This is a genomic window from Pseudomonas sp. REP124 (genome assembly GCF_020164475.1).
Lineage (GTDB): Bacteria > Pseudomonadota > Gammaproteobacteria > Pseudomonadales > Pseudomonadaceae > Aquipseudomonas.
In genome coordinates this window covers 1-19,454 of the sequence record NZ_JAIQWX010000121.1, presented here as the reverse complement: position 1 = coordinate 19,454, position 19,454 = coordinate 1, and the positions used below count along the sequence as shown (strand labels likewise).

Annotated in this window: 16 protein-coding genes; 3 read left to right on the top strand and 13 right to left on the bottom strand. The window is 61.1% G+C overall.

The genetic code is table 11. The features are described 5' to 3' along the window. Positions 1-77: 77 nt before the first annotated feature. From K9857_RS23405 to K9857_RS23370, 8 genes are all read right to left on the bottom strand, one after another. Entirely contained in the window at positions 78-2,462 is a 2,385-nt protein-coding gene (locus K9857_RS23405; protein WP_224539781.1) for an efflux RND transporter permease subunit, read from the bottom strand. A 28-nt stretch (positions 2,463-2,490) separates the two neighbouring features. Next, positions 2,491-3,543 (bottom strand): WD40/YVTN/BNR-like repeat-containing protein, encoded by a 1,053-nt coding sequence (locus K9857_RS23400; protein ID WP_224539778.1) that lies wholly within the window; start codon positions 3,541-3,543, stop codon positions 2,491-2,493. Positions 3,544-3,913: 370 nt separating this feature from the next. Continuing rightward, positions 3,914-6,571 (bottom strand): aminopeptidase N, encoded by a 2,658-nt coding sequence (gene pepN, locus K9857_RS23395; RefSeq protein WP_224539777.1) that lies wholly within the window; start codon positions 6,569-6,571, stop codon positions 3,914-3,916. 12 nt (positions 6,572-6,583) lie between these two features. Beyond that, complete coding sequence (locus K9857_RS23390) at positions 6,584-7,414, bottom strand: DUF2797 domain-containing protein (protein WP_224539775.1); 831 nt, start codon at positions 7,412-7,414, stop codon at positions 6,584-6,586. Continuing rightward, the gene (locus K9857_RS23385) at positions 7,411-7,671 is read right to left on the bottom strand and encodes a YeaC family protein (RefSeq protein ID WP_019579318.1); all 261 of its coding nucleotides are present in this window, start codon (positions 7,669-7,671) and stop codon (positions 7,411-7,413) included. Before K9857_RS23385 ends, K9857_RS23390 begins: the two co-directional genes overlap by 4 nt. Positions 7,672-7,705: 34 nt before the next feature. Then, positions 7,706-8,581 carry a rhomboid family intramembrane serine protease gene (locus K9857_RS23380; RefSeq protein WP_224539772.1) on the bottom strand — a complete coding sequence of 292 codons (876 nt, stop codon included), beginning with the start codon at positions 8,579-8,581 and terminating at the stop codon, positions 7,706-7,708. After that, positions 8,578-9,549 carry a metallophosphoesterase gene (locus tag K9857_RS23375; RefSeq protein WP_224539770.1) on the bottom strand — a complete coding sequence of 324 codons (972 nt, stop codon included), beginning with the start codon at positions 9,547-9,549 and terminating at the stop codon, positions 8,578-8,580. Before K9857_RS23375 ends, K9857_RS23380 begins: the two co-directional genes overlap by 4 nt. After that, positions 9,549-10,439, bottom strand: coding sequence for an NAD(+) kinase (locus tag K9857_RS23370; RefSeq protein ID WP_224539768.1), 891 nt, complete (start codon positions 10,437-10,439; stop codon positions 9,549-9,551). The genes K9857_RS23375 and K9857_RS23370 overlap by 1 nt, the downstream gene beginning before the upstream one ends. Before the next feature lie 112 nt (positions 10,440-10,551). Here K9857_RS23370 and K9857_RS23365 point away from each other — a divergent pair, with 112 nt between their 5' ends. Then, a complete protein-coding gene (locus K9857_RS23365) occupies positions 10,552-11,499 on the top strand; it encodes a DUF1853 family protein (protein WP_224539766.1) in 948 nt (315 codons plus the stop codon). A 727-nt stretch (positions 11,500-12,226) separates the two neighbouring features. Here the strand turns inward: K9857_RS23365 and K9857_RS23360 are convergent. Beyond that, entirely contained in the window at positions 12,227-13,510 is a 1,284-nt protein-coding gene (locus K9857_RS23360) for an arsenic transporter (RefSeq protein ID WP_224539764.1), read from the bottom strand. A 60-nt stretch (positions 13,511-13,570) separates the two neighbouring features. Next, a complete protein-coding gene (locus K9857_RS23355) occupies positions 13,571-14,131 on the bottom strand; it encodes an NADPH-dependent FMN reductase (RefSeq protein ID WP_224539762.1) in 561 nt (186 codons plus the stop codon). A gap of 184 nt (positions 14,132-14,315) precedes the next feature. On the opposite strand from K9857_RS23355, the gene K9857_RS23350 reads away from it, so the two are divergent. Beyond that, complete coding sequence (locus K9857_RS23350; protein ID WP_224539760.1) at positions 14,316-14,540, top strand: hypothetical protein; 225 nt, start codon at positions 14,316-14,318, stop codon at positions 14,538-14,540. An 89-nt stretch (positions 14,541-14,629) separates the two neighbouring features. Further along, positions 14,630-15,523 carry a LysR substrate-binding domain-containing protein gene (locus K9857_RS23345; protein ID WP_224539758.1) on the top strand — a complete coding sequence of 298 codons (894 nt, stop codon included), beginning with the start codon at positions 14,630-14,632 and terminating at the stop codon, positions 15,521-15,523. On the opposite strand, the gene K9857_RS23340 is transcribed toward K9857_RS23345, so the two are convergent. From K9857_RS23340 to dnaQ, 3 genes are all read right to left on the bottom strand, one after another. Beyond that, positions 15,489-16,103 (bottom strand): GNAT family N-acetyltransferase, encoded by a 615-nt coding sequence (locus tag K9857_RS23340; RefSeq protein WP_224539756.1) that lies wholly within the window; start codon positions 16,101-16,103, stop codon positions 15,489-15,491. The two genes, K9857_RS23345 and K9857_RS23340, sit on opposite strands and share 35 nt — an antisense overlap. A 14-nt stretch (positions 16,104-16,117) precedes the next feature. Continuing rightward, positions 16,118-18,373 carry an Orn/Lys/Arg decarboxylase N-terminal domain-containing protein gene (locus K9857_RS23335; RefSeq protein ID WP_224539754.1) on the bottom strand — a complete coding sequence of 752 codons (2,256 nt, stop codon included), beginning with the start codon at positions 18,371-18,373 and terminating at the stop codon, positions 16,118-16,120. A 236-nt stretch (positions 18,374-18,609) separates the two neighbouring features. After that, the gene (dnaQ, locus tag K9857_RS23330; RefSeq protein ID WP_224539752.1) at positions 18,610-19,356 is read right to left on the bottom strand and encodes a DNA polymerase III subunit epsilon; all 747 of its coding nucleotides are present in this window, start codon (positions 19,354-19,356) and stop codon (positions 18,610-18,612) included. Positions 19,357-19,454 lie beyond the last annotated feature (98 nt).

Genomic DNA, 19,454 nt, shown 5'->3' with positions numbered 1-19,454 from the left:
CTCCCACAGGGTTAGGTGTGAACCGGGAAATAAAAAAGCCGCAACCTGAGTTGCGGCTTTTTCGTTAGCGCCAGGGATCAGTGAGCAAACAACGAATTACCCTTCTGCCCCGCCAGCTTCTCCGGCTTGATCAGGAACCGAGCCAGCGCCGGCAGCAGCCACAGCGCACCAAACATGTTCCACAGCAACATGAAGGTCAGCATCAGGCCCATGTCCGCCTGGAACTTGATCGCCGAGAAGATCCAGGTGCACACACCGATGGCCAGGCACAGACCGGTGAACAACACCGCCTTACCGGTGGATTTCAGGGTCTGGTAGTAGGCCTCTTGCAGCGGCAGACCTGCGCGCAGGAAGCTTTCCAGGCGGCTGTAGATGTAGATGCCGTAGTCCACGCCGATCCCCACACCCAAGGCCACGACCGGCAGGGTCGCGACTTTCACGCCGATACCCATGAAGGCCATCAGGGCGTTGCCCAGCACCGACGTCAGCACCAGCGGCAGCACGATGCACAGGGTCGCCGCCCAGGAACGGAAGGTGATCATGCACATCACCGCCACGCAGATGTACACCAGGATCAGGATGGTCAGCTCGGACTTCTTGATCACCTCGTTGGTGGCCGCTTCAATCCCGGCGTTACCGGCGGCAAGGATGAACTCCAGGCCGTCCTTGTTGTTCTCCTTGGCGAACTCCTGCACCGCATGTACCGCACGATCCAGGGTCTCGGCCTTGTGGTCGTTGAGGAACACCAGCACCGGCGCCAGCGAGCAATCGTTGTTGTACAGGCCATCGGCACGGGCGATGGAGTTGTTCAACACATCCGGGTTACGCGACAGGGTTTCCCACTTCAGGTTGCCCTCGTTCATGCCCTTGATCATCTGCTTGGACACGGTCACCAGGGAAATCGCCGACTGCACGCCCTCGGTGTTCTGCATCTTCCACATCAGCTCGTCGATCGGCGCCATGGCTTCGTAGCGCGAGCAGCCTTCGGACTTGGTCTTGACCATCACCACCAGAACGTCGGAGCTGGTGGAGTAGTTGCTGATGATGAAGTTGTTGTCCTTGTTGTAGCGCGAGTCCGGACGCAGTTCCGGCGCGCCCTGGTCAAGGTCGCCGATCTTCAGGTTCTGGCTGTACCAGAGGCCGCCGCTGAAGGCGATCAAGGCCAGCAGGATCGACACCGGCGCCACCTTGGCGCTGGCGAAGTTCGCGAGCAGGCGCCAGAACGGGTGTTCACGGTGTGCGTCCTTCTTGCTGCGCTCGACCGCACGCTTGCTGATGCCGACATAGGAAATCGCCACCGGCAGCAGGATCAGGTTGGTGAACACGATCACCGCCACGCCGATGGAGGCACCGATGGCCAGCTCGCGGATCACGCCGATGTCGATGATCAGCAGCGTAATGAAGCCCACCGCGTCGGCGAGGATCGCGATCATCCCTGGCAGGAACAGTTGACGGAAGGTGCGGCGCGCCGCGGTCAGGGCGTTGTCCGCTTCGCTGGATTGCAGGGCGATACCGTTGATCTTCTGCACGCCGTGGGAAATACCGATGGCGAAGATCAGGAACGGCACCAGCATCGAGTACGGATCGAGACCGAAACCGAAGAAGTGCATCAGGCCCAGTTGCCAGATCACCGCCACCAGCGTGGTACTCAATACCGCCACGGTGCTGCGCATGCAGTTGGTGAACCAGTACAGCAGGATCAGGGTGATGACGAAGGCGACGCCGAAGAACATCACCACCATCACCAGGCCGTCGATCAGGTCACCGACCTTCTTGGCGAAACCGACGATGTGAATCTTGATGTTGGGGTTCTGTTTTTCGAACTTGTCGCGGATCTTGTCTTCAAGATCGTGGGAGAACTTGCGGTAGTCCAGGGACAGCAACTTGCCCTGGTCCTGCGGGTCCGGGTAGGACTCCAGCAGCGGGATATCGACGATGCTCGATTTGAAGTCGTTGGATACCAATCGGCCTATTTGCCCGGACTTGAGCACGTTGTTGCGCAGCATGTCGAGGCTTTGCTCGGAGCCGTTGTAGCTCTGCGGAATCACTTCACCACCGGCGAAGCCCTCCTCCGTCACTTCGGTCCAGCGTACGCTCGGGCTCCACAGCGACTTCAGGCCGGAACGGTCGACGCCGGAAATGTAGAACACCTCGTCGTGAATCTGGCGCAGGGTCTCCATGTATTCCTTGGAAAAGATGTCGCCGTCGGTGGCTTCCACGGAAATCCGCACGGTGTTGCCCAGGTTCGCCAGATCGTTGCGGTGCTCCATCATCTTCTGGATGAAGGGATGCTCCAGCGGGATCATTTTTTCGAAGCTGGTGGACGGCCGGATCAGCGTGGCCTGCCAGAAAAGAAAGATGCTGACCAACAGGCAGATGGTGATCACTGCCGGGCGGTTGTTGAAAATCAGGCGCTCAAGAAACGTCGCCTTGTCCTGATGATGAGTGCTCAAGGAAGTCATAGCCCCGCCTTCTTATTATTAACCTGGCTCATTTGCCCAGCTCGGCGCCGTTTGGCGAAGTGGCGCGAACGCCGCCCTGCCCACCCAGTATCAGATTGCCGTTCCCGGCGCCGACCACCGACGAGATGGAGATGCGATCGCGACGGTTGAAGACGCTGAAGGTTTCGCCGTTGTCGCTGCTGCTGATCACCGAACCGCCGTTGCCGACGATCACGATCGAACCATCTTCGAGCAGCGTGCCGCCGGACAGGCCGAACTCCAGCGCGCCGCGTTCAGCCTTGAGTTCGACTTGCTCCCAGGTGCTGCCGAAATCCGTGGAGCGGTAAAGATTGCCGCGCAGGCCGTAGGCCAACAGGGTATTGGGCTGAGCAGTGCCGATTACACCGAACAGCGAACCTTCGTATGGGCCTTCGAGTTTTTCCCAGGTCTGGCCCCAGTCGGCAGAGCGGTACATGCTGCCCTGCTCGCCCACGATGAACAGCCCGGCATCCTTGACTGCGGCGATGGCGTTGAGGTGGTACTGGTCTTCGTTGTCCAGACGGTCGCTGACGTCTTCCCAGTTTTTCCCGCCATCGGTGGTGGCCAACAGAGCGCCGTAAGCGCCCACGGCAAAGCCGCTACTGGCGTCCTGAAACCAGACGTCGAGCAGCGGCGATTCGCGTTTGAGATCTTCGAATTGCTTGGTCCAGGTGACGCCGCCGTCCTCGCTGGCGAGGATCTGCGCGTCATGACCGACGGCCCAGCCGTGCTTGTCATCGACAAAGAACACGGAGGTCAGCAGTTGCCGGGTCGGCACCTTGGCCTGGGTCCAGGTCGAACCCTGGTCATCGGAATAGAGAATGTGCCCGCGATCCCCGACCGCCACCAGGCGCTTGCCTGCATGAGCGACGTCGAGCACCAGGCTTTTGCTGGCCTTGGCCGATTCAACGGAATAAACGACATCGGATGCCGGCGCGTCAGCCGACAACACTGGCGCCGACCAAACGGCACAGCCCAACAGCGAGAGCGCTGTAGCCAGCATCGCGAATTTACGCAGTGCCGGCGGGCGGCAAGTACCCACACCCATGACAGGCTCACTCATAGACCTTCCCCCATTATTATTGTTAGGTCATTCAACCTTTCAGGGCGCCGCAAGGGTACACGCCCGGACGACAGTTTCAGTGCATCGTTTCAGAGCATAGTCCTGAAACCCGCAATCCAGAGCCCCTTCGGAAGCTGGCTTATCCTATCGGTGTTTTTGAAGACCTGACAATCGACGGCACGTTATGTTTTGTTAACCGCCGGGGGATGTGGTGTTTATGAATGATTGGGTATTGGGAGGACTGATGTTCCCACAAACCCTGTAGGAGCGAGCATGCTCGCGATGGTGGTCAACGATGACGCGGGATGTCTGATGCCCCGCGTTATCGTTGTTCTCCATCGCGAGCATGCTCGCTCCTACAGGGGGCGAGTCAGGCCAGGCTCTTGCTGACCACTTCGAACACATCGCTGGACAACTGCCCCGAAGCCCGGATGCGTTCCAGCTCGCCCTTCATCAACGCCTGACGCGCGGCGTCGTATTTGCGCCAGCGGGTCAGCGGTGCCAGTTGGCGGGATGCGATCTGCGGGTTGAAGCCGTTCAGCTCGATCACCAGATCGGCCAGGAAGCGGTAGCCCGAACCATCCGCTGCATGGAAGTTGATCAGGTTCTGCCCGGCGAACGCACCGATCAGCGCGCGCACCTTGTTCGGGTTCTTGATGTTGAACGCGGGATGCTCCATCAACTGGCGGACCCGGTCCAGGCCGCCCGGCAATACGCTGCCGGCCTGCACGCTGAACCACTGATCCATGACCAGCGGGTTGTCGCTGAAATGCGCGGCGAATCCGGACAGCGCCTTGGCTTTCTGCTCTTCGAACGGCGAGTTGACCAACACCGCCAGCGCGGTCAGGCGCTCGGTCATGTTGTCGCAGGCATCGAACTGCTCGAGGGTGGCTGCCAGCACTTCTGGCTTGCCGCTGAGCATCAGGTACGACAGCGCAATGTTCTGCAGTGCGCGACGGGCGAAATGCTCGGCTTCGGCCACGTACGGGGTCTGCTTGGACAGGTCGCGGTTGGCCTGATAACGCAGCCACAGACCTTCGAACAACGCATCGGCCAGTTGCTTGCGGGCAAACTCGCGGGCGTTGTGGATGGCCTCGACATCCGCCACTTCGCTGATTTCGGTCAGGTAGGCTTCGCTTGGCAGCGAGAGCATTTCGGCGACCATCGCCTGATCCAGCGACTCGTCCGAGAGCACCGTGCGCAGGGCCGACACCAGACGCTGATCCAGTACCAGGGTCTCGCCCTTCTGCTGCTGGGCAATCAATTCCTGCAACACCTGCACCGACAGTTGCTGGCCGGCATCCCAGCGGTTGAAGCCGTCGCTGTCGTGCTGCATCAGGAACATCAGCTGATCGCGGTTGTACGGGAAGCTCAGTTTCACCGGCGCCGAGAAGCCACGCATCAACGATGGCAGCGGCTGTTCGGCGATGTCGACGAAGGTGAAGGTCTGTTCGGCTTCGGTCACGGAGATGACCCGCGAAGTGCCCTGCGCCGCCGCTTCACCGGCAAGACGCAACGGCATCTCGGCGCCCTTGCTGTCCAGCAGACCCAGCGCGACCGGAATCACGAACGGCAGTTTCTCGACCTTGTCCGGAGTCTGCGGGCAACTCTGGCGGAAGGTCAGGCTGTAGGTTTTCGCTGCGGCATCATAGGACTCGCTGACCACCAGACGCGGCGTACCCGCCTGGCTGTACCAGCGCTTGAACTGGGTCAGGTCGACACCGTTGGCATCTTCCATGGCCTTGATGAAGTCATCGCAGGTCACGGCCTGGCCGTCGTGGCGCTCGAAGTACAAATCGCTACCTTTGCGGAAGCCTTCGGCACCTAGCAAGGTGTGGATCATGCCGACCACTTCCGAGCCCTTTTCGTACACGGTCAGGGTGTAGAAGTTGGAGATCTCGATGAAGCTATCCGGACGCACGGCGTGGGCCATCGGGCCGGCATCTTCGGCGAACTGGTGGGTGCGCAGGTAGGCGACGTCCTGGATGCGCTTGACCGTGGCCGAGTTCATGCCGGCGGAGAAACCCGAATCGCGGAAGACGGTGAAGCCTTCCTTGAGCGACAACTGGAACCAGTCGCGGCAGGTCACGCGGTTGCCCGACCAATTGTGGAAGTATTCGTGGGCGACGATCGCCTCGACGCGCTGGTGCGCGGCGTCGGTGGCCGTCTCGGCCTTGGCCAGCACGGCGCTGGAGTTGAAGATGTTGAGCCCCTTGTTCTCCATTGCACCCATGTTGAAGTCGTTCACGGCGACGATCATGAAGATGTCCAGGTCGTACTCGCGACCGTACACCTCTTCGTCCCAGCGCATGGACTTTTTCAGGCTGTTCATGGCGTGCTGGCACTTGTCGATGTTTTCCGGTTCGACATAGATGCGCAGCGCCACGGTGCGATCGGTCATGGTGGTGAAGGTGTCTTCGACGCACCACAAGTCACCGGCTACCAACGCAAACAGGTAGGCAGGCTTCTTGAACGGGTCTTCCCAGGTTGCCCAGTGCCGGCCGTCTTCGCCGGGACCGCTGGCGATCGGGTTGCCGTTGGACAACAGCACCGGGTAGCTGTGCTGCTCGGCGACCACGGTGGTGGTGAACATGCTCATCACGTCCGGGCGGTCGAGGTAATAGGTGATCTTGCGGAAACCCTCGGCCTCGCACTGGGTGCAGAACATCGTGCCGGACTTGTACAGGCCTTCCAGCGCGGTGTTGGTTTCCGGGTGAATGCGTACGCTGGTGTCGACCGTGAAAGTAGTGCTGGTCGGGTGCAGCGTCAGGTGGTTTTCGGTCAACTGGTAATCGGCAGCGCTCAGTTCCCGGTCGGCCAGAGTGACCGACAACAGGTCCATCTGCTGGCCGTCCAGCACCAGCGGCGGCAGGCCCGGGCCACGCTCGGGGTTGCGGCGCATCACCAGTTGCGCATGGACCAGACTGTGGTCCTCGAACAACTCGAAGGTCAGGTGCGTTTCGTCGATCAGGTACTCGGGCGCCTGATAGTCCTTGAGGTAGATCATCTTCGGTTGTTCGGTACGCATGCTGGAGTCCTTTTACTGATGCACGGCGAGCTGGTAGGCCGTGTATTTTCGAATGTTGATCACGCCGGTGTCGAAGATCAGGTACTGACCCTTGACGCCCAACAGCGTGCCTTCGGCAATCGGCTGCTTGTCCAGGTTGAAACTGACGATCTTGGCCGGGTACTGCTCGACCGGGTAACTGATTTCAATGGGTTCGATATCGGTGACCGGCTGGATCGCCTGCAGGCCGAATCGCTCTTGCAACGCGCGCAGGCCATCGGCGCAACTGGCGAACAACTGGTCGCGAACTCCGGCCAGATCCACCGACGCCGCTTCGCCCTTGAGCAAGGCACGCCAGTTGGTCTTGTCGGCCACCTGGCTGCGGAACAGATCCTCGACGAAACCGGATTGCTGGCGGGTGGCGACACGCATGATCGGCAATGCCTGGCGAGCACCCTGATCGATCCAGCGAGTCGGCAACTGGGTGGCGCGGGTAATCCCGACTTTCACCCCGGAAGAATTCGACAGGTAGACGATGTGATCGGTCATGCAGAACTTCTCGCCCCACTCTGGTTCCCGGCAGGTGCCGGCCTCGAAATGGCAGCGTTCCGGGCTCATGATGCACACGTCGCACTGGGCCAGCTTGGTCATGCACGGGTAGCAGTAACCCTGGCTGAAACTGGTTTTGGTCTTGCGTCCGCAATGGGTGCAGTGGATCGCCCCCAGGTATTCCAGGCGCACCGTAGTCCCGATCAACGGATTGACCGGCACCTCGACGTCGCCCAGACGAAATGCGTATTGCACGTTCGGCCCGTCCAGGCGCGCCGACATTTTGCTTATTGCACCGCGGCCAATCTCGATCAATGGATGGCATCCGACTTGAACAGGATATTCGGCACTTCGATCGACTTCGACGCACACTCCTGAGGGCCCATGTAACCGGTGCGTTCTTCCTCTGGCAGGTTCTGGATTTCCCAGGCGATCATCGCCTGCAGCGACAGCTCGCGCTGCTCGGCGGTGAGTTTGCCGCCGTCGGACCATTTGCCGATCTCCACCGCCAGTTTCAGGCTCTGGTAGATGTCGGGAGTGATGTTTTTGATCATTTCGTTAAAAGAGGACATTGGGTCTCCGCGTTCTCTATTTACATAAACTGTTTCAGGCGGCCAGTTTACGGCGGTTGTACAAACCACCCAACAAGCCGGTCAAGCATCCGACGAGCAACCCGCTGACGTGGGCCGCGTTGGCGATTTCACCGAAGCCGATCGCCGAAACCAGCCCGGACATGCAGACCACCAGCCAGATCAGCATCATCGCCAGCACGCCGCGTGGCAGGCGATAAGCGGCGTTCGGTGCCAATAGCTGGAAGATCCAGCAATGTCCCAGCAAGCCGTACAGCACGCCGGACAATCCGCCGAACAGGCTCGGGCCGGTATAAAGATATTGCGAGTAGTTGGACACGAGGCTGAAGAGCAGGGTCAGACCGACCAGATTGATGGTGCCCTGGCGCGATTCGATGCGCCGCCCCAGCTCCCAGTACCACATGCCGTTCATGGCCAGGTGCAGGATGCCGAAGTGGATCAGCATCGGTGTGACCAGACGCCACCACTGCCCCGCCGCCAGACTATCGGCCAGGGGCCTGAAGTGGATGTACTCGCCGACCACCCGGAAATCGAGGAAGGTCAGCCAGCGCATCGTGCTGAAGTTTTCGCCAAGCATGGTCAGCGCGCCGACCAGTATGCTCAGCAGCAAAATGGCCGCAGTTGCCTTGGCATAACGCACCTGCTCAAGGAAACCGGGACGACGCATGGTAGTGGTTTGCGCCACGGGGATGTCCAGTTGCTGATCGGGATCGCCGGCCGGGAAGCGTTCGTACAGGGCACGCACGTCTTCGCTGATGTTGTCCGGCACCCAGAGCACCTGCTCGCCCGCTTCTTCGCTGACGCGGTGTGGCACCTGCATGCGCCGCAACAACGTGACGAAACCACTCAAGTCCACCGCCAGCGGCAGACGCAATACTGCGACCGTACTCATTGCAATACCTCCGGTCGCTCGACATCGACCCAGACGAACTTGTGCGGATCGAGCCGCGTTTCCTGATCCAGGCGATAGGCCACCAGCTTGCCGTAAAGCACGGCGCTGTAATCCAGGCAGGCCAGGTTGGGGCGAATCGGCGCCGGTTTGCCGCTGCGCCAGTAGTGGCCGACGAACAGCAACGGTTCATCTATGCCATAACGCAGCAGGTTGTTCTTTTCGGTGGAGGACAGCGGCGTCTGCGCGACCGGTTCCGGCAGCGCATCAGGCTGGAAAACGATATCGCCGTAGGTTTGCGGGTCGTCTTCCCAGAATTTGGTGCGGAAGAACGAACGGATCAGGCCATCGCCGCTGGTCATGGTCATGCCATGGGGCAGGCGCATGTCGGTGCCGCGCAGCAGGCGATCGAACACGGTGCAGGCGAAACTGCCCGACTCGGCCGAGGCCTGGAGGAAGTGCTCGTCGACGCAACCGTCGGGGAACAGCGCGCGCAGCGGCTCGATCAGGCCCGCGTCCCAGCAGGCGTGAACCACGCGGAAGCGACCGGCATCGACGAACAGTGGCAGCTCGTAGAACCACTGCTGGAAGTCATGCCAGTCGCCGGGATGCTGTTCGAACTGGGTCAGGGTTTCATGCAGCAAACGGGCGTGGCGCGGGGTGTGTTCGCGCACGAACTGCTTGCCGCTGCCGGGCAGTGCCGGCGTGGCCCAGCCCAAGGCGTTGAATTCGTGGTTGCCCATGATGCACAGCGCCTGACCGGCCTCGACCATGTCGTGGACGATGTGCAGCGCCTCGCGGATTCGCGGGCCACGGTCGATGATGTCGCCGACGAACACCGCCATGCGCGAGGCATGGCGCCAGACGCCGCCTTGTTTGTGATAACCGAGCCGGTCGAGCAGATGCTCAAGGGTCAGAGCGCAACCGTGCACGTCACCGATCAGGTCGTAGCTACGCGCGGGATCGAGCATCAGTCGCCTCCACCACCCAACTTGCTGCCCCAGCCGAGCTTCGTCCGGCAGACTTCGTAGTAGTTGTGGTCGAGCGGGTGGATCAGCCGCAACTTCTGGGCCTTCTTGCTGATGGTAATGGTGTCGCCGGGCGCACAGGTAAAGTGGTTCTGCCCGTCACACGAGACTTGCGGGTAAATCTGCATATCCTTGGACACGACGATCTTCAGCTCACTGTTGCCATCGACCACAATCGGCCGGCCCGACAAGGTATGGGGGTACATCGGCACAATTACAATGGCGTCGAGCTTGGGATGCATGATCGGACCGCCGGCGGACAGCGCGTAGGCGGTGGAGCCGGTCGGCGTGGAGACGATCAGGCCGTCGGCCTTCTGGCTGCAGACGAACTGGCCGTCGATGTACAGCTCGAATTCGATCATCCGCGTGGATTTGCCGGGGTGCAGGACCACATCGTTCAGCGCATCGCCCTGGCCGATGGCTTCGGCGTGGCGACGGACTTCGGCCTGCAGCAGGAAGCGGTTTTCCACCAGGTAATGGCCGTCGAGCACTTCGGCGACCTTGACTTCCAGTTCATCGGGACGGATGTCGGTGAGGAACCCCAGGCTGCCACGGTTGATGCCCAGCACCGGAATATTGTGCCTGGCCAGCGCCCGGGCGGCGCCGAGCAGGCTGCCATCACCGCCGACCACAATCACCATGTCACATACTTCGCCGAGCATTTTGCGCGACGAGGTCTGCAGGCCGTGGCCCGGCAGGACTTCAGCGATGGTGTCTTCGAGGATCACGTGCAAGTGACGGTCGAGCAGAAAACGCTTCAGTCGGCGGACGGTATCCAGCACCTGAGAGCTGCCCAGGCGACCGATGATGCCGATATTACGAAATTGCTCCATGGGATCCCTAAGCTCTGCGACGGCGAAAAGCACGATTATGGGCGAAAGCTTGTGATAGACAAAATCCTTTCAGCGACAGGGACGTACTCCTGTTTGAGGCTATGCTCGCAAGATGATCCTATTTCCAGAGTTGTCGCAGTTACCCCACCAGTTGCGCCACCCCGAAGTGCGCGACCTGGCGTGGGTCATCCTCGCCCCGCCGATGCTCGTCGACGCACCGTGGCCGCAGCGCCATCCGCTGGCCGGTAGCGACTGGGTGCAGGCGCCGGACCGCCTGGAACAATGGTTGCGCCGCCTGGATCAGGACAGCTACGGCTTGCTGCACTGGCTGTCCCAGGCCCGGACCCGGCGCCTGGGCCTGTATTACGAGCGCCTCTGGCAGTTTGCCGTCGAGCATGCGCCGGGTGTCGAGTTGATCGCCGCAAACATGCCGATCCGCCGCGAAGGCCACACCCTGGGCGAGCTGGACATGCTGCTGCGCGATCGCGACGGCGTGCATCACCTGGAGCTGGCGATCAAGCTGTACCTGGGTCCGCAGAATGGCGATGGACTCGACACCGCGCAGTGGCTCGGACCCGGCTGCCATGATCGGTTGGACCGCAAACTGACGCACCTGAGCCAACATCAACTGCCGATTTCCGCACGCCCGGAAAGCCGCGAAATGCTGGCGGCGCTGGATATCCAGCAGTTCGATGCGCACCTGTGGCTGGGCGGCTACCTGCTCTATCCATGGCCGGGGCATGCAGAGTCGCCCCGCGGCGCGCACCCGCGGCACTTGCGCGGTCGCTGGCTGCATCAGAAGGATTGGCCTGCATTCATCGCGCAAAGCCCGCCCGGGCGCTGGCAACCCCTGCCCCGCCACGCGTGGCTGGCACCGGCGCACTACCCTGCGGAACACACCTGGAATGCCGGGCAGTTGAAGACGTGGCTGGGTGAGTTGTCGCCCGTGGCACCGGCGCAATTGCTGGTGCGGCTGACGGAAAATGCCGATGGCGATTGGGAAGAAGCCGAGCGACTGTTCCTGGTGTCGGACCTCTGGCCGGACACACAACCCCTGTAGGAGCGAGCTTGCTCGCGATGGACGACAGAACGCCACGGGGCATCAGGCAGCCCGCGTCATCGTTGGCGACCATCGCGAGCAGGCTCGCTCCCACAATGTTCGGTGTACATCAGGAAGAATCAGGTTGTCGACCAGGCCGCCTTCGCGGGCAAGCCCGCTCCCACAGTGGTTCGGTGTAAATCACCAATTTTGTGTTCATCACAGACTCTGTGGGAGCGAGCCTGCTCGCGATAAATGTCCAGACACCACCGGGGCACCAGACACACCGCGTCATCGTTGACCACCATCGCGAGCATGCTCGCTCCTACAGGTACACGCGATATTCGCCCCCTCGTGAGGCCGAGTGGAGGTTCTGCGCAGTGGGCAACCCGGCATGGATGCCGGGTAGTCGCCCCCGGCCATGGATGGCCGATGGCGGCGGGCCCACGGACCAGGACCGGAGCGAGGGCATGCCGAGCCTAGGCGAGGCACCGAACGTCAGGGGCACGAGCGCTTTGGTTACTTTGCGCTCTTCAAAGTGACCCGCTGTAAGAGCGGAACCATAAGTGGCCGTTACCGCAGCAATGGATATGTACTCAGCCAAAAAGCTCGCGAGCAGGCTCGCTCCCACAATGGTTCGGTGTACATCAGGAAGAATTAGGTTGTCTGTGAGGCCGTCTTCGCGAGCAAGCCCGCTCCCACATTGGGTCGGTGTGCATCAGGAAGACTCAGGTTGTCACCCCAAGGGTCAAACGGACAACCGCACCGCCAACGCCACCAACGTCACCAACAACACCGGCACCGTCAACACGATCCCCACCCGGAAATAAGCGCCCCACCCGATCCGGATGTTCTTGCGCTCCAGCACATGCAGCCACAACAACGTCGCCAGACTGCCAATCGGGGTGATTTTCGGCCCCAGGTCGCTGCCGATGACGTTGGCATAGATCATCGCCTCCTTGACCACCCCGGTCGCCTGGCTGGCATCTATCGAAAGCAGACCAATCAACACCGTCGGCAAATTGTTCATGATCGACGACAACAACGCCGTCAGCACCCCGGTGCCCATGGCTGCGCCCCAAACGCCATAGTCAGCGAAACCATTGAGCCACCCGGCCAGATAGTCAGTGAGCCCGGCATTGCGCAGGCCGTACACCACCAGGTACATGCCCAGGGAGAAAATCACGATGTGCCACGGCGCGCCTTTCATGACCTTGCGCGTGGAGATCTTGTGCCCCCTTCCTGCAATGAACAGCAGCAACGCCGCACACACCGCCGAAATCGCACTGATCGGAATACCCAACGGTTCCAGCGCAAAACAGCCGAGCAGCAGAATCACCAACACCGCCCAACCGGCATAAAACGTCGCCTTGTCGTGAATGGCGGACGCCGGATGCTCCAACTGCCCCGGGTCATAGTCCGCGGGAATGTCGCGACGGAAAAACCACATCAGTACAACCAAAGTCGCGGCGACGCTGACCAGATTGACCGGCATCATCACCATCGCATAGCGGTTGAAACCGATATCGAAGAAATCAGCGGAAACGATGTTCACCAGATTGGAGACCACCAGCGGCAGACTCGCGGTATCGGCGATGAAGCCGGCGCCCATGACGAACGCCAGGGTTGCCGCCCGGGAAAAGCGCAAGGCCACCAGCATGGAGATCACGATGGGCGTAAGGATCAGCGCCGCGCCGTCGTTGGCGAACAGCGCCGACACCAGCGCGCCGAGCAACACCATGCAGGCGAACAGCTTGCGTCCGTTGCCCCTTCCCCAGCGCGCCACGTGCAATGCCGCCCAGGCAAAAAAACCGGCCTCGTCGAGCAACAGGCTGATGATGATCAACGCCACGAAGGTGCCGGTGGCATTCCAGATGATCTGCCACACCAAGGGAATGTCGGAGAGATGGACGACGCCGAACAGCAATGCCAGCACCGCGCCGAATACTGCGCTCCAGCCGACGCCGAGGCCCTTGGGCTGCCAGATCACCAGGGTGATGGTCAGCAGGAAAATCAGTGCAGCAACCAGCATAGGCATCCGCCAGACAGGGGTAGCAGCTGCCGGGCAGCTGCTACAGATCACTCACGGGAATCAGACTTTCTTGTGTTGCTCGACCCACTTGCCGAAGCCGTCGATGAACTTCTGCAGGAATGGACGCAACGAATCGGACAGCTTGCCGGATTCGTCGAACGCGGTACCTGCGCCGCCAACGTAGGCTTCAGGTTGCTGCATCAGCGGAACGTCGAGAAAAACCATGCACTGGCGCAGGTGATGGTTTGCACCAAAGCCGCCGACGGCACCCGGCGAAACGCTGATCACCGCGCCCGGCTTGCCGCTCCAGACGGCCTGGCCATAGGGACGCGAGCCTACGTCAACGGCGTTTTTCATCGGCGCTGGAATGGAGCGGTTGTATTCGGGGGTGACGAACAGCACTGCGTCGGATGAGCGCACTTCCTGTCGGAAAGTGCTGTAGGCTGCCGGCGGAGTCTCACCATCGATATCTTCGCTGTAGAGCGGCAGATCCCGGATTTCGACGATTTTCAGCTTGAGGTTGGCCGGCGCCAGATCCGCCAGCGCGAGGGCGACCTTGCGGTTGATCGAGGCTTGACGCAGGCTGCCGACCACTACGGCGACGGTATAGACATTGCTCATGAGAAACTCTCGTTTGTCCGTGGGAGGAGCCTCTAGTTATAGATGATCAGATGACATTTGAACCAGTGAACATAGGTATATCCGGTTCCTGAATATTTTTTTTGCCCGGGAAAACTTCCCGCGTCCGGTAGCGGTCTACAAAAACCGCAACCCCCCGCGTTTTATCTCCAGAGGTTTTAAGCAGATGGCAGCAGTACTCGTCGGTCAATTCCATGCAAGAGACGCAGAAGGCCGCATTTATTCGGTGCATGAGTTCCAGGACTCCACCGCGTCGGTAGACGGCGCACCGGTCACCACCTACAAACTGGCCCACGGCGACCGCGTCAACAAGCTCACCGATAGCGAGTTCCAACTGGTACAGTCGGGCGTCACGCTGACCCGCGAACCGGAATCGATCGCCGCGTCCTGAATGGGGCCATATGAGCAGAAGTCACACGCTCGGACATGGGTTAGGATTCAGACGCTGACTCCTTCACCTGCTGAACATGGACTTCACGCATGCGTTTACGCCATATCGAAGTGATCCAGGCGCTCCTGCAGACCGGTCATCTGGGCACCGCCGCCGAATGGTTGCAGCTGCCCGTGACCGAGGTCGAACGGATTTTGCGCGAGGCCGAGGATCAGTTGGGATTCATGCTGTTTTCCAGCGTTCGCGGACGCTTGCAGGCCACCCGGGAAGCACGGGAACTGCAAGTCGAAATCGCCCATGTCTACGATGCGCTCGAGCCGGTCCAGCGGCTGGCCAGCAGCCTGCGGCAATACCTGGCGCCACCGTTGCGCATCATCTGCACCCCGCCGCTGGCCCAACAACTCTTGCCCCAAAGCATCGCGGCCCTGCGCCGTCGCTTGCCCGACGCGCCCTGCACGCTGCTGAGCCAGCCCACCCGCGACATCGTCAAAAGCCTGTTGCTGCGTGAAAGCGACCTGGGCCTGAGCCTGCATGATCCGGATCGCAACGAGATCCAGTGTCAGGTCATCGCTCAGGGCAAACTGCAATTGCTCGCGCCCCACGGCTGGCTGCAGCCGAAGCAGAAATACATTTCGTTGCAGGATCTGGCGGGCCAGGCGATGGTCGGCCTCGAGGGTCATGATCCGCTGAGCCCGGCCCTTGAGCACAAACTACATGCCCTGCGCCCCGCTCCGGTGATTCAGACACGGGTCCAGACCCACCAGATGATGCGCAGCATGGTCGAGGCCGGGGAAGGCCTGGCCATCGTCGACCCCTTCACCGCCCTCGGCGCCAAGGCCGCGGGGCTGGACGCCTGCCCGCTGTCCCCCGCCGTGCCGATCAGCGTCTACGCCCTGACACTGAAAAACGGCGAGCCTTCGCCCGCCGTTCAGGCCTTGCTGGAAATCGTCACGGAACAAGCCGTGGCGATGATGGCGAGCTGACCGGATTTTCCAGCGGATTATCGAACACGCGATACCAGAACAGCGCGACTTCTGCGGTATTCGGATCAATGCCTCGATAGCGCATATGGTCGATGCCGCCGATCACATACCCGCAACGCTCATAGAGCCGGCATGCGCCGAGATTGTTGTTCTGGGTTTCGAGCATGATGCCCGGCAGTTTCTTCTTGCGGCTCCAGAACTGCGCCACATCCAGCAACGCCTTGGCCACGCCATGGCGTCGCGCCGGTGCGTGCACCGCCAGTTCGTCGATATGGGCGAAACCGTTCCAGTTGGTGCTGATCACCAGATGTCCGACCGGCTCGTCGTCCAGCCACGCCATGAAAATCGCACTGTCGGCGGCATCGCGAAAACTGCTGAACTCTTCAGGGTCGATGCCATAGCATTTTCGGTAGGGCGTGATCGGGGTCACCCGCCATCGTTCCACCGGCTCACCTATCTGCGGCGCGCCGTAGGCTGAAACTTCAAAACTGAAATCACTGCCCCAGATATAGTCGGCGAAGCTTTCGTCGGCGACCCGCACCGAGAGCCCCGGATGATTGGGTTTCATGTCTACTTGCATACTGTGTAACGTCCTTATTCCTTGATGCAATCGACGGTGTACTGCCGCCCATTGCCCTCGTCTTCATGTTGCAATCCGTGCACATCGGCAACGAACCCCGGAAAAGTGCTATCGAACGTGCGGGCAAACGCCAGGTAGTCGATGATCGAGCGGGTTGCTGCGGTGAAGCGTTCACCCGGCATGATCAGCGGGATTCCCGGCGGGTAAGGCACCAGCATCACGGCGGCAATGCGCCCGTCCAGAGCATCGATCGACACCGCTTCGACATCGCCGCGCACCAGATGATCGTAGGCATCGGCAGGTTTCATCACGACATCCGGCAGCACCGTGTACATGCGTTTGAGATGCTTGGCCGTGGCATTGCTGCGATAGCAAGCGTGCAATTGATCACATAGATCGCGCAAGCCCATGCCCTGATAGCGCGCGATATTCTGTTGCGCAACGCAGGGCAAACAGCTCGCCAGGCTGACGTTGGCGTCGTAACTGCGCTTGAACTCCAGCAATTCGGTGAGCAGCGTGCTCCATTTGCCCTTGGTGATGCCCATGGAGAACAGCACCAGGAACGAATACAAACCGGTCTTCTCCACCACCAGCCCGCGTTCCCAAAGGAACTTGCTGACCACCGCTGCGGGAATTCCGCGCTCGCTGAGTGCGCCGCCGGCGTTAAGCCCGGGCATGACCAGCGTGACCCTGATCGGGTCGAGCAGCACGTAATCGTCGGTGACATCGCCGAAGCCGTGCCAGTCCTCCCCAGGTTGCAGCAACCAGTCCGCCGTCTCCACCCTGTCGATACCTTCCGCGGAAGGTGGCTGCCAAATGGAAAACCACCAGTCATCCGCCGCGATGTGCTGACGCAAGTTCGCCAGCGCCCGGCGAAAGCTCAGGGCTTCGTCAAACATTTCCTGCAACAGCGAACGCCCGGCGCCGCCTTCCATCATCGCCGAGGCCACATCCAGCGAGGCGATGATGCCGTACTGCGGCGAGGTGGAGATGTGCATCATGAACGCTTCGTTGAAGCGATCCCGGTCGAGCTGCCGGGCGCCGCCATCCTGCACGTGAATCATCGACGCCTGACTGAAGGCCGCCAGCAGCTTGTGGGTCGAATGGGTGGTGAACACCAGCGGGCTGTCGTCGCTGCAGGACGTGCCCATGCCGTAGCGGCCGGTGAAGAACTCATGGAACGCCGCGTAGGCGTACCAGGCCTCATCGAAATGCAGCACCTCGACGCTATTGCCCAGTTGCTGCTTGATCAGCTCGGCGTTGTAGCACAGACCGTCGTAGGTCGAATTGGTTACCACCGCCAGTTTGACCTTAGGCGCCCTGCCCTGGGTCAGCGGACTGGCGTCGATCTTGGCCTGGATCGACTCCGGGCTGAATTCGCTCAGGGGAATCGGGCCGATGATCCCCAGCTCATTGCGCTCCGGGCACAGGTACAGCGGGATGGCGCCGGTCATGATGATCGAGTGCAGCACCGACTTGTGACAGTTGCGATCCACCAGCACCAGGTCATCCCGGGCCACCATGGAGTGCCAGACGATCTTGTTCGCGGTCGAGGTGCCATTGATGACGAAGAAGGTGTGATCGGCGCCGAAGTTGCGCGCCGCCCTGGCCTCGGCCTCCGCCAGAGGCCCGGTGTGATCGAGCAGCGAGCCCAGCTCGGGTACCGAAACCGACAAGTCCGAGCGCAGGGTGTTTTCCCCGAAAAACTGGTGAAAGGCCTGCCCTACCGGACTCTTGTGATAGGCCACACCGCCGCCATGCCCAGGGGTATGCCATGAATAGTTGGAGTCGGCGGTGTGTTGCACCAGCGCCTTGAAGAATGGCGGCAACAGGCCGTCCAGGTACTTGCGCGCAGCCCGCGCCACCTGACGCGCGAGGAACGGCACGGTGTCTTCGAACAGATAAAGGATGCCGCGCAGTTGATTGAGTTCGGCCATGGCGTCGGCGGGCGCGTTTTCCAGCGTGACCTGCTCGCCCAGGGCGAAGATCGGCAGATCCGGCGCACGCACCCGGGCGAGCCCGATCAGTTCGGCCATATTCTGTAATAAATGAGAGTGGGCGCTGGCGTCTTCCGCCGCGATCAACATGCACGACAAACCGTGATGGGTCGACGCGACCAGGCGTCCTTCGGTGTAGTCCATCGCCGAGACGATGCTGAAACCTTCCTGCTCCAGCTCCCGAGCGATACCCCGCACACGATCGCCGGCGACGGTGTCGGCCTTGATGTCGCGGTGGACGATCAGGACCGGGAATTTCAGATCTTTATACATGGGGCTCAGTGTCCTGAGGCGGCAGACCAGAGCCTGCCAATGACCTCAGGGTAGAGGGTCGAAGCGGATGTGGCGAGTGCGCTGCACTGAAAAGGGTCACGAGCCGCCGTGCAGCCTTCGTCCGACTGTAGGAGCGAGCAAGCTCGCGATGGAGGTCAACGATAACGCGGGCAGCCTGATTCCCCGCGGTGCCCGGTCTACCATCGCGAGCTTGCTCGCTCCTACTGGGATCGTGGTCAGGCTTGAGCTTCGGCCTCGGCCAGCTGCAGCCACAACGCCGGCGCCCCCGCCGACTTGCTGATCACTGCCAGCCGCGCCGCATGCGCCGCCAAGTCATCCTCGGTAGCGTGAATGATCCGGCCCGGCGTGCGACCCGCCGGCAAACGACGAATTTCAGTGGACGAGCTACCACCACCCTCGCCATCGGACGCATTACCCGCCAGCGAAAGGCTGGTCTGGCCACCAGTCATGGTCAGGTAGACGTCGGCGAGAATCTCGGAGTCGAGCAAGGCGCCGTGCAGTTCACGGCCGGAGTTGTCGACGCCATAGCGTTTGCACAGGGCGTCGAGGCTGTTGCGCTGTCCGGGGTGACGTTCCCGGGCCATCAGCAGGGTGTCGAGGATGCTGCAATGCTGGGTGATGTCCGCACGATCGTGCTGGCCCATCAGGGCGAATTCGTTGTTGATGAAGCCAACGTCGAACGCCGCGTTGTGGATGATCAGCTGTGCGCCCTGGATGAACTCGAAGAACTCTTCGGCTACCTCGGCGAAACGCGGCTTGCCCACCAGGAATTCGTTGGTGATGCCGTGGACGCCGATGGCCCCTTCATCACTCTCGCGATCAGGTTGCAGGTAAACGTGAAAGTGGCGACCGGTCAGACGTCGACCGATCAACTCGACACAACCGATTTCGATAATCCGGTGGCCGTCGGTCACCGGCATGCCGGTGGTTTCGGTATCGAGTACAACGGATCTGGTGGCCATCAGTGCTCAGCTCTCAATCGGTCAATCGTGCAAAAAAGGTAGCGATGTTAACACGCTTGTCGGGGGCTTTCAGGTAGACCGTGTCGCCCCGATCGCGA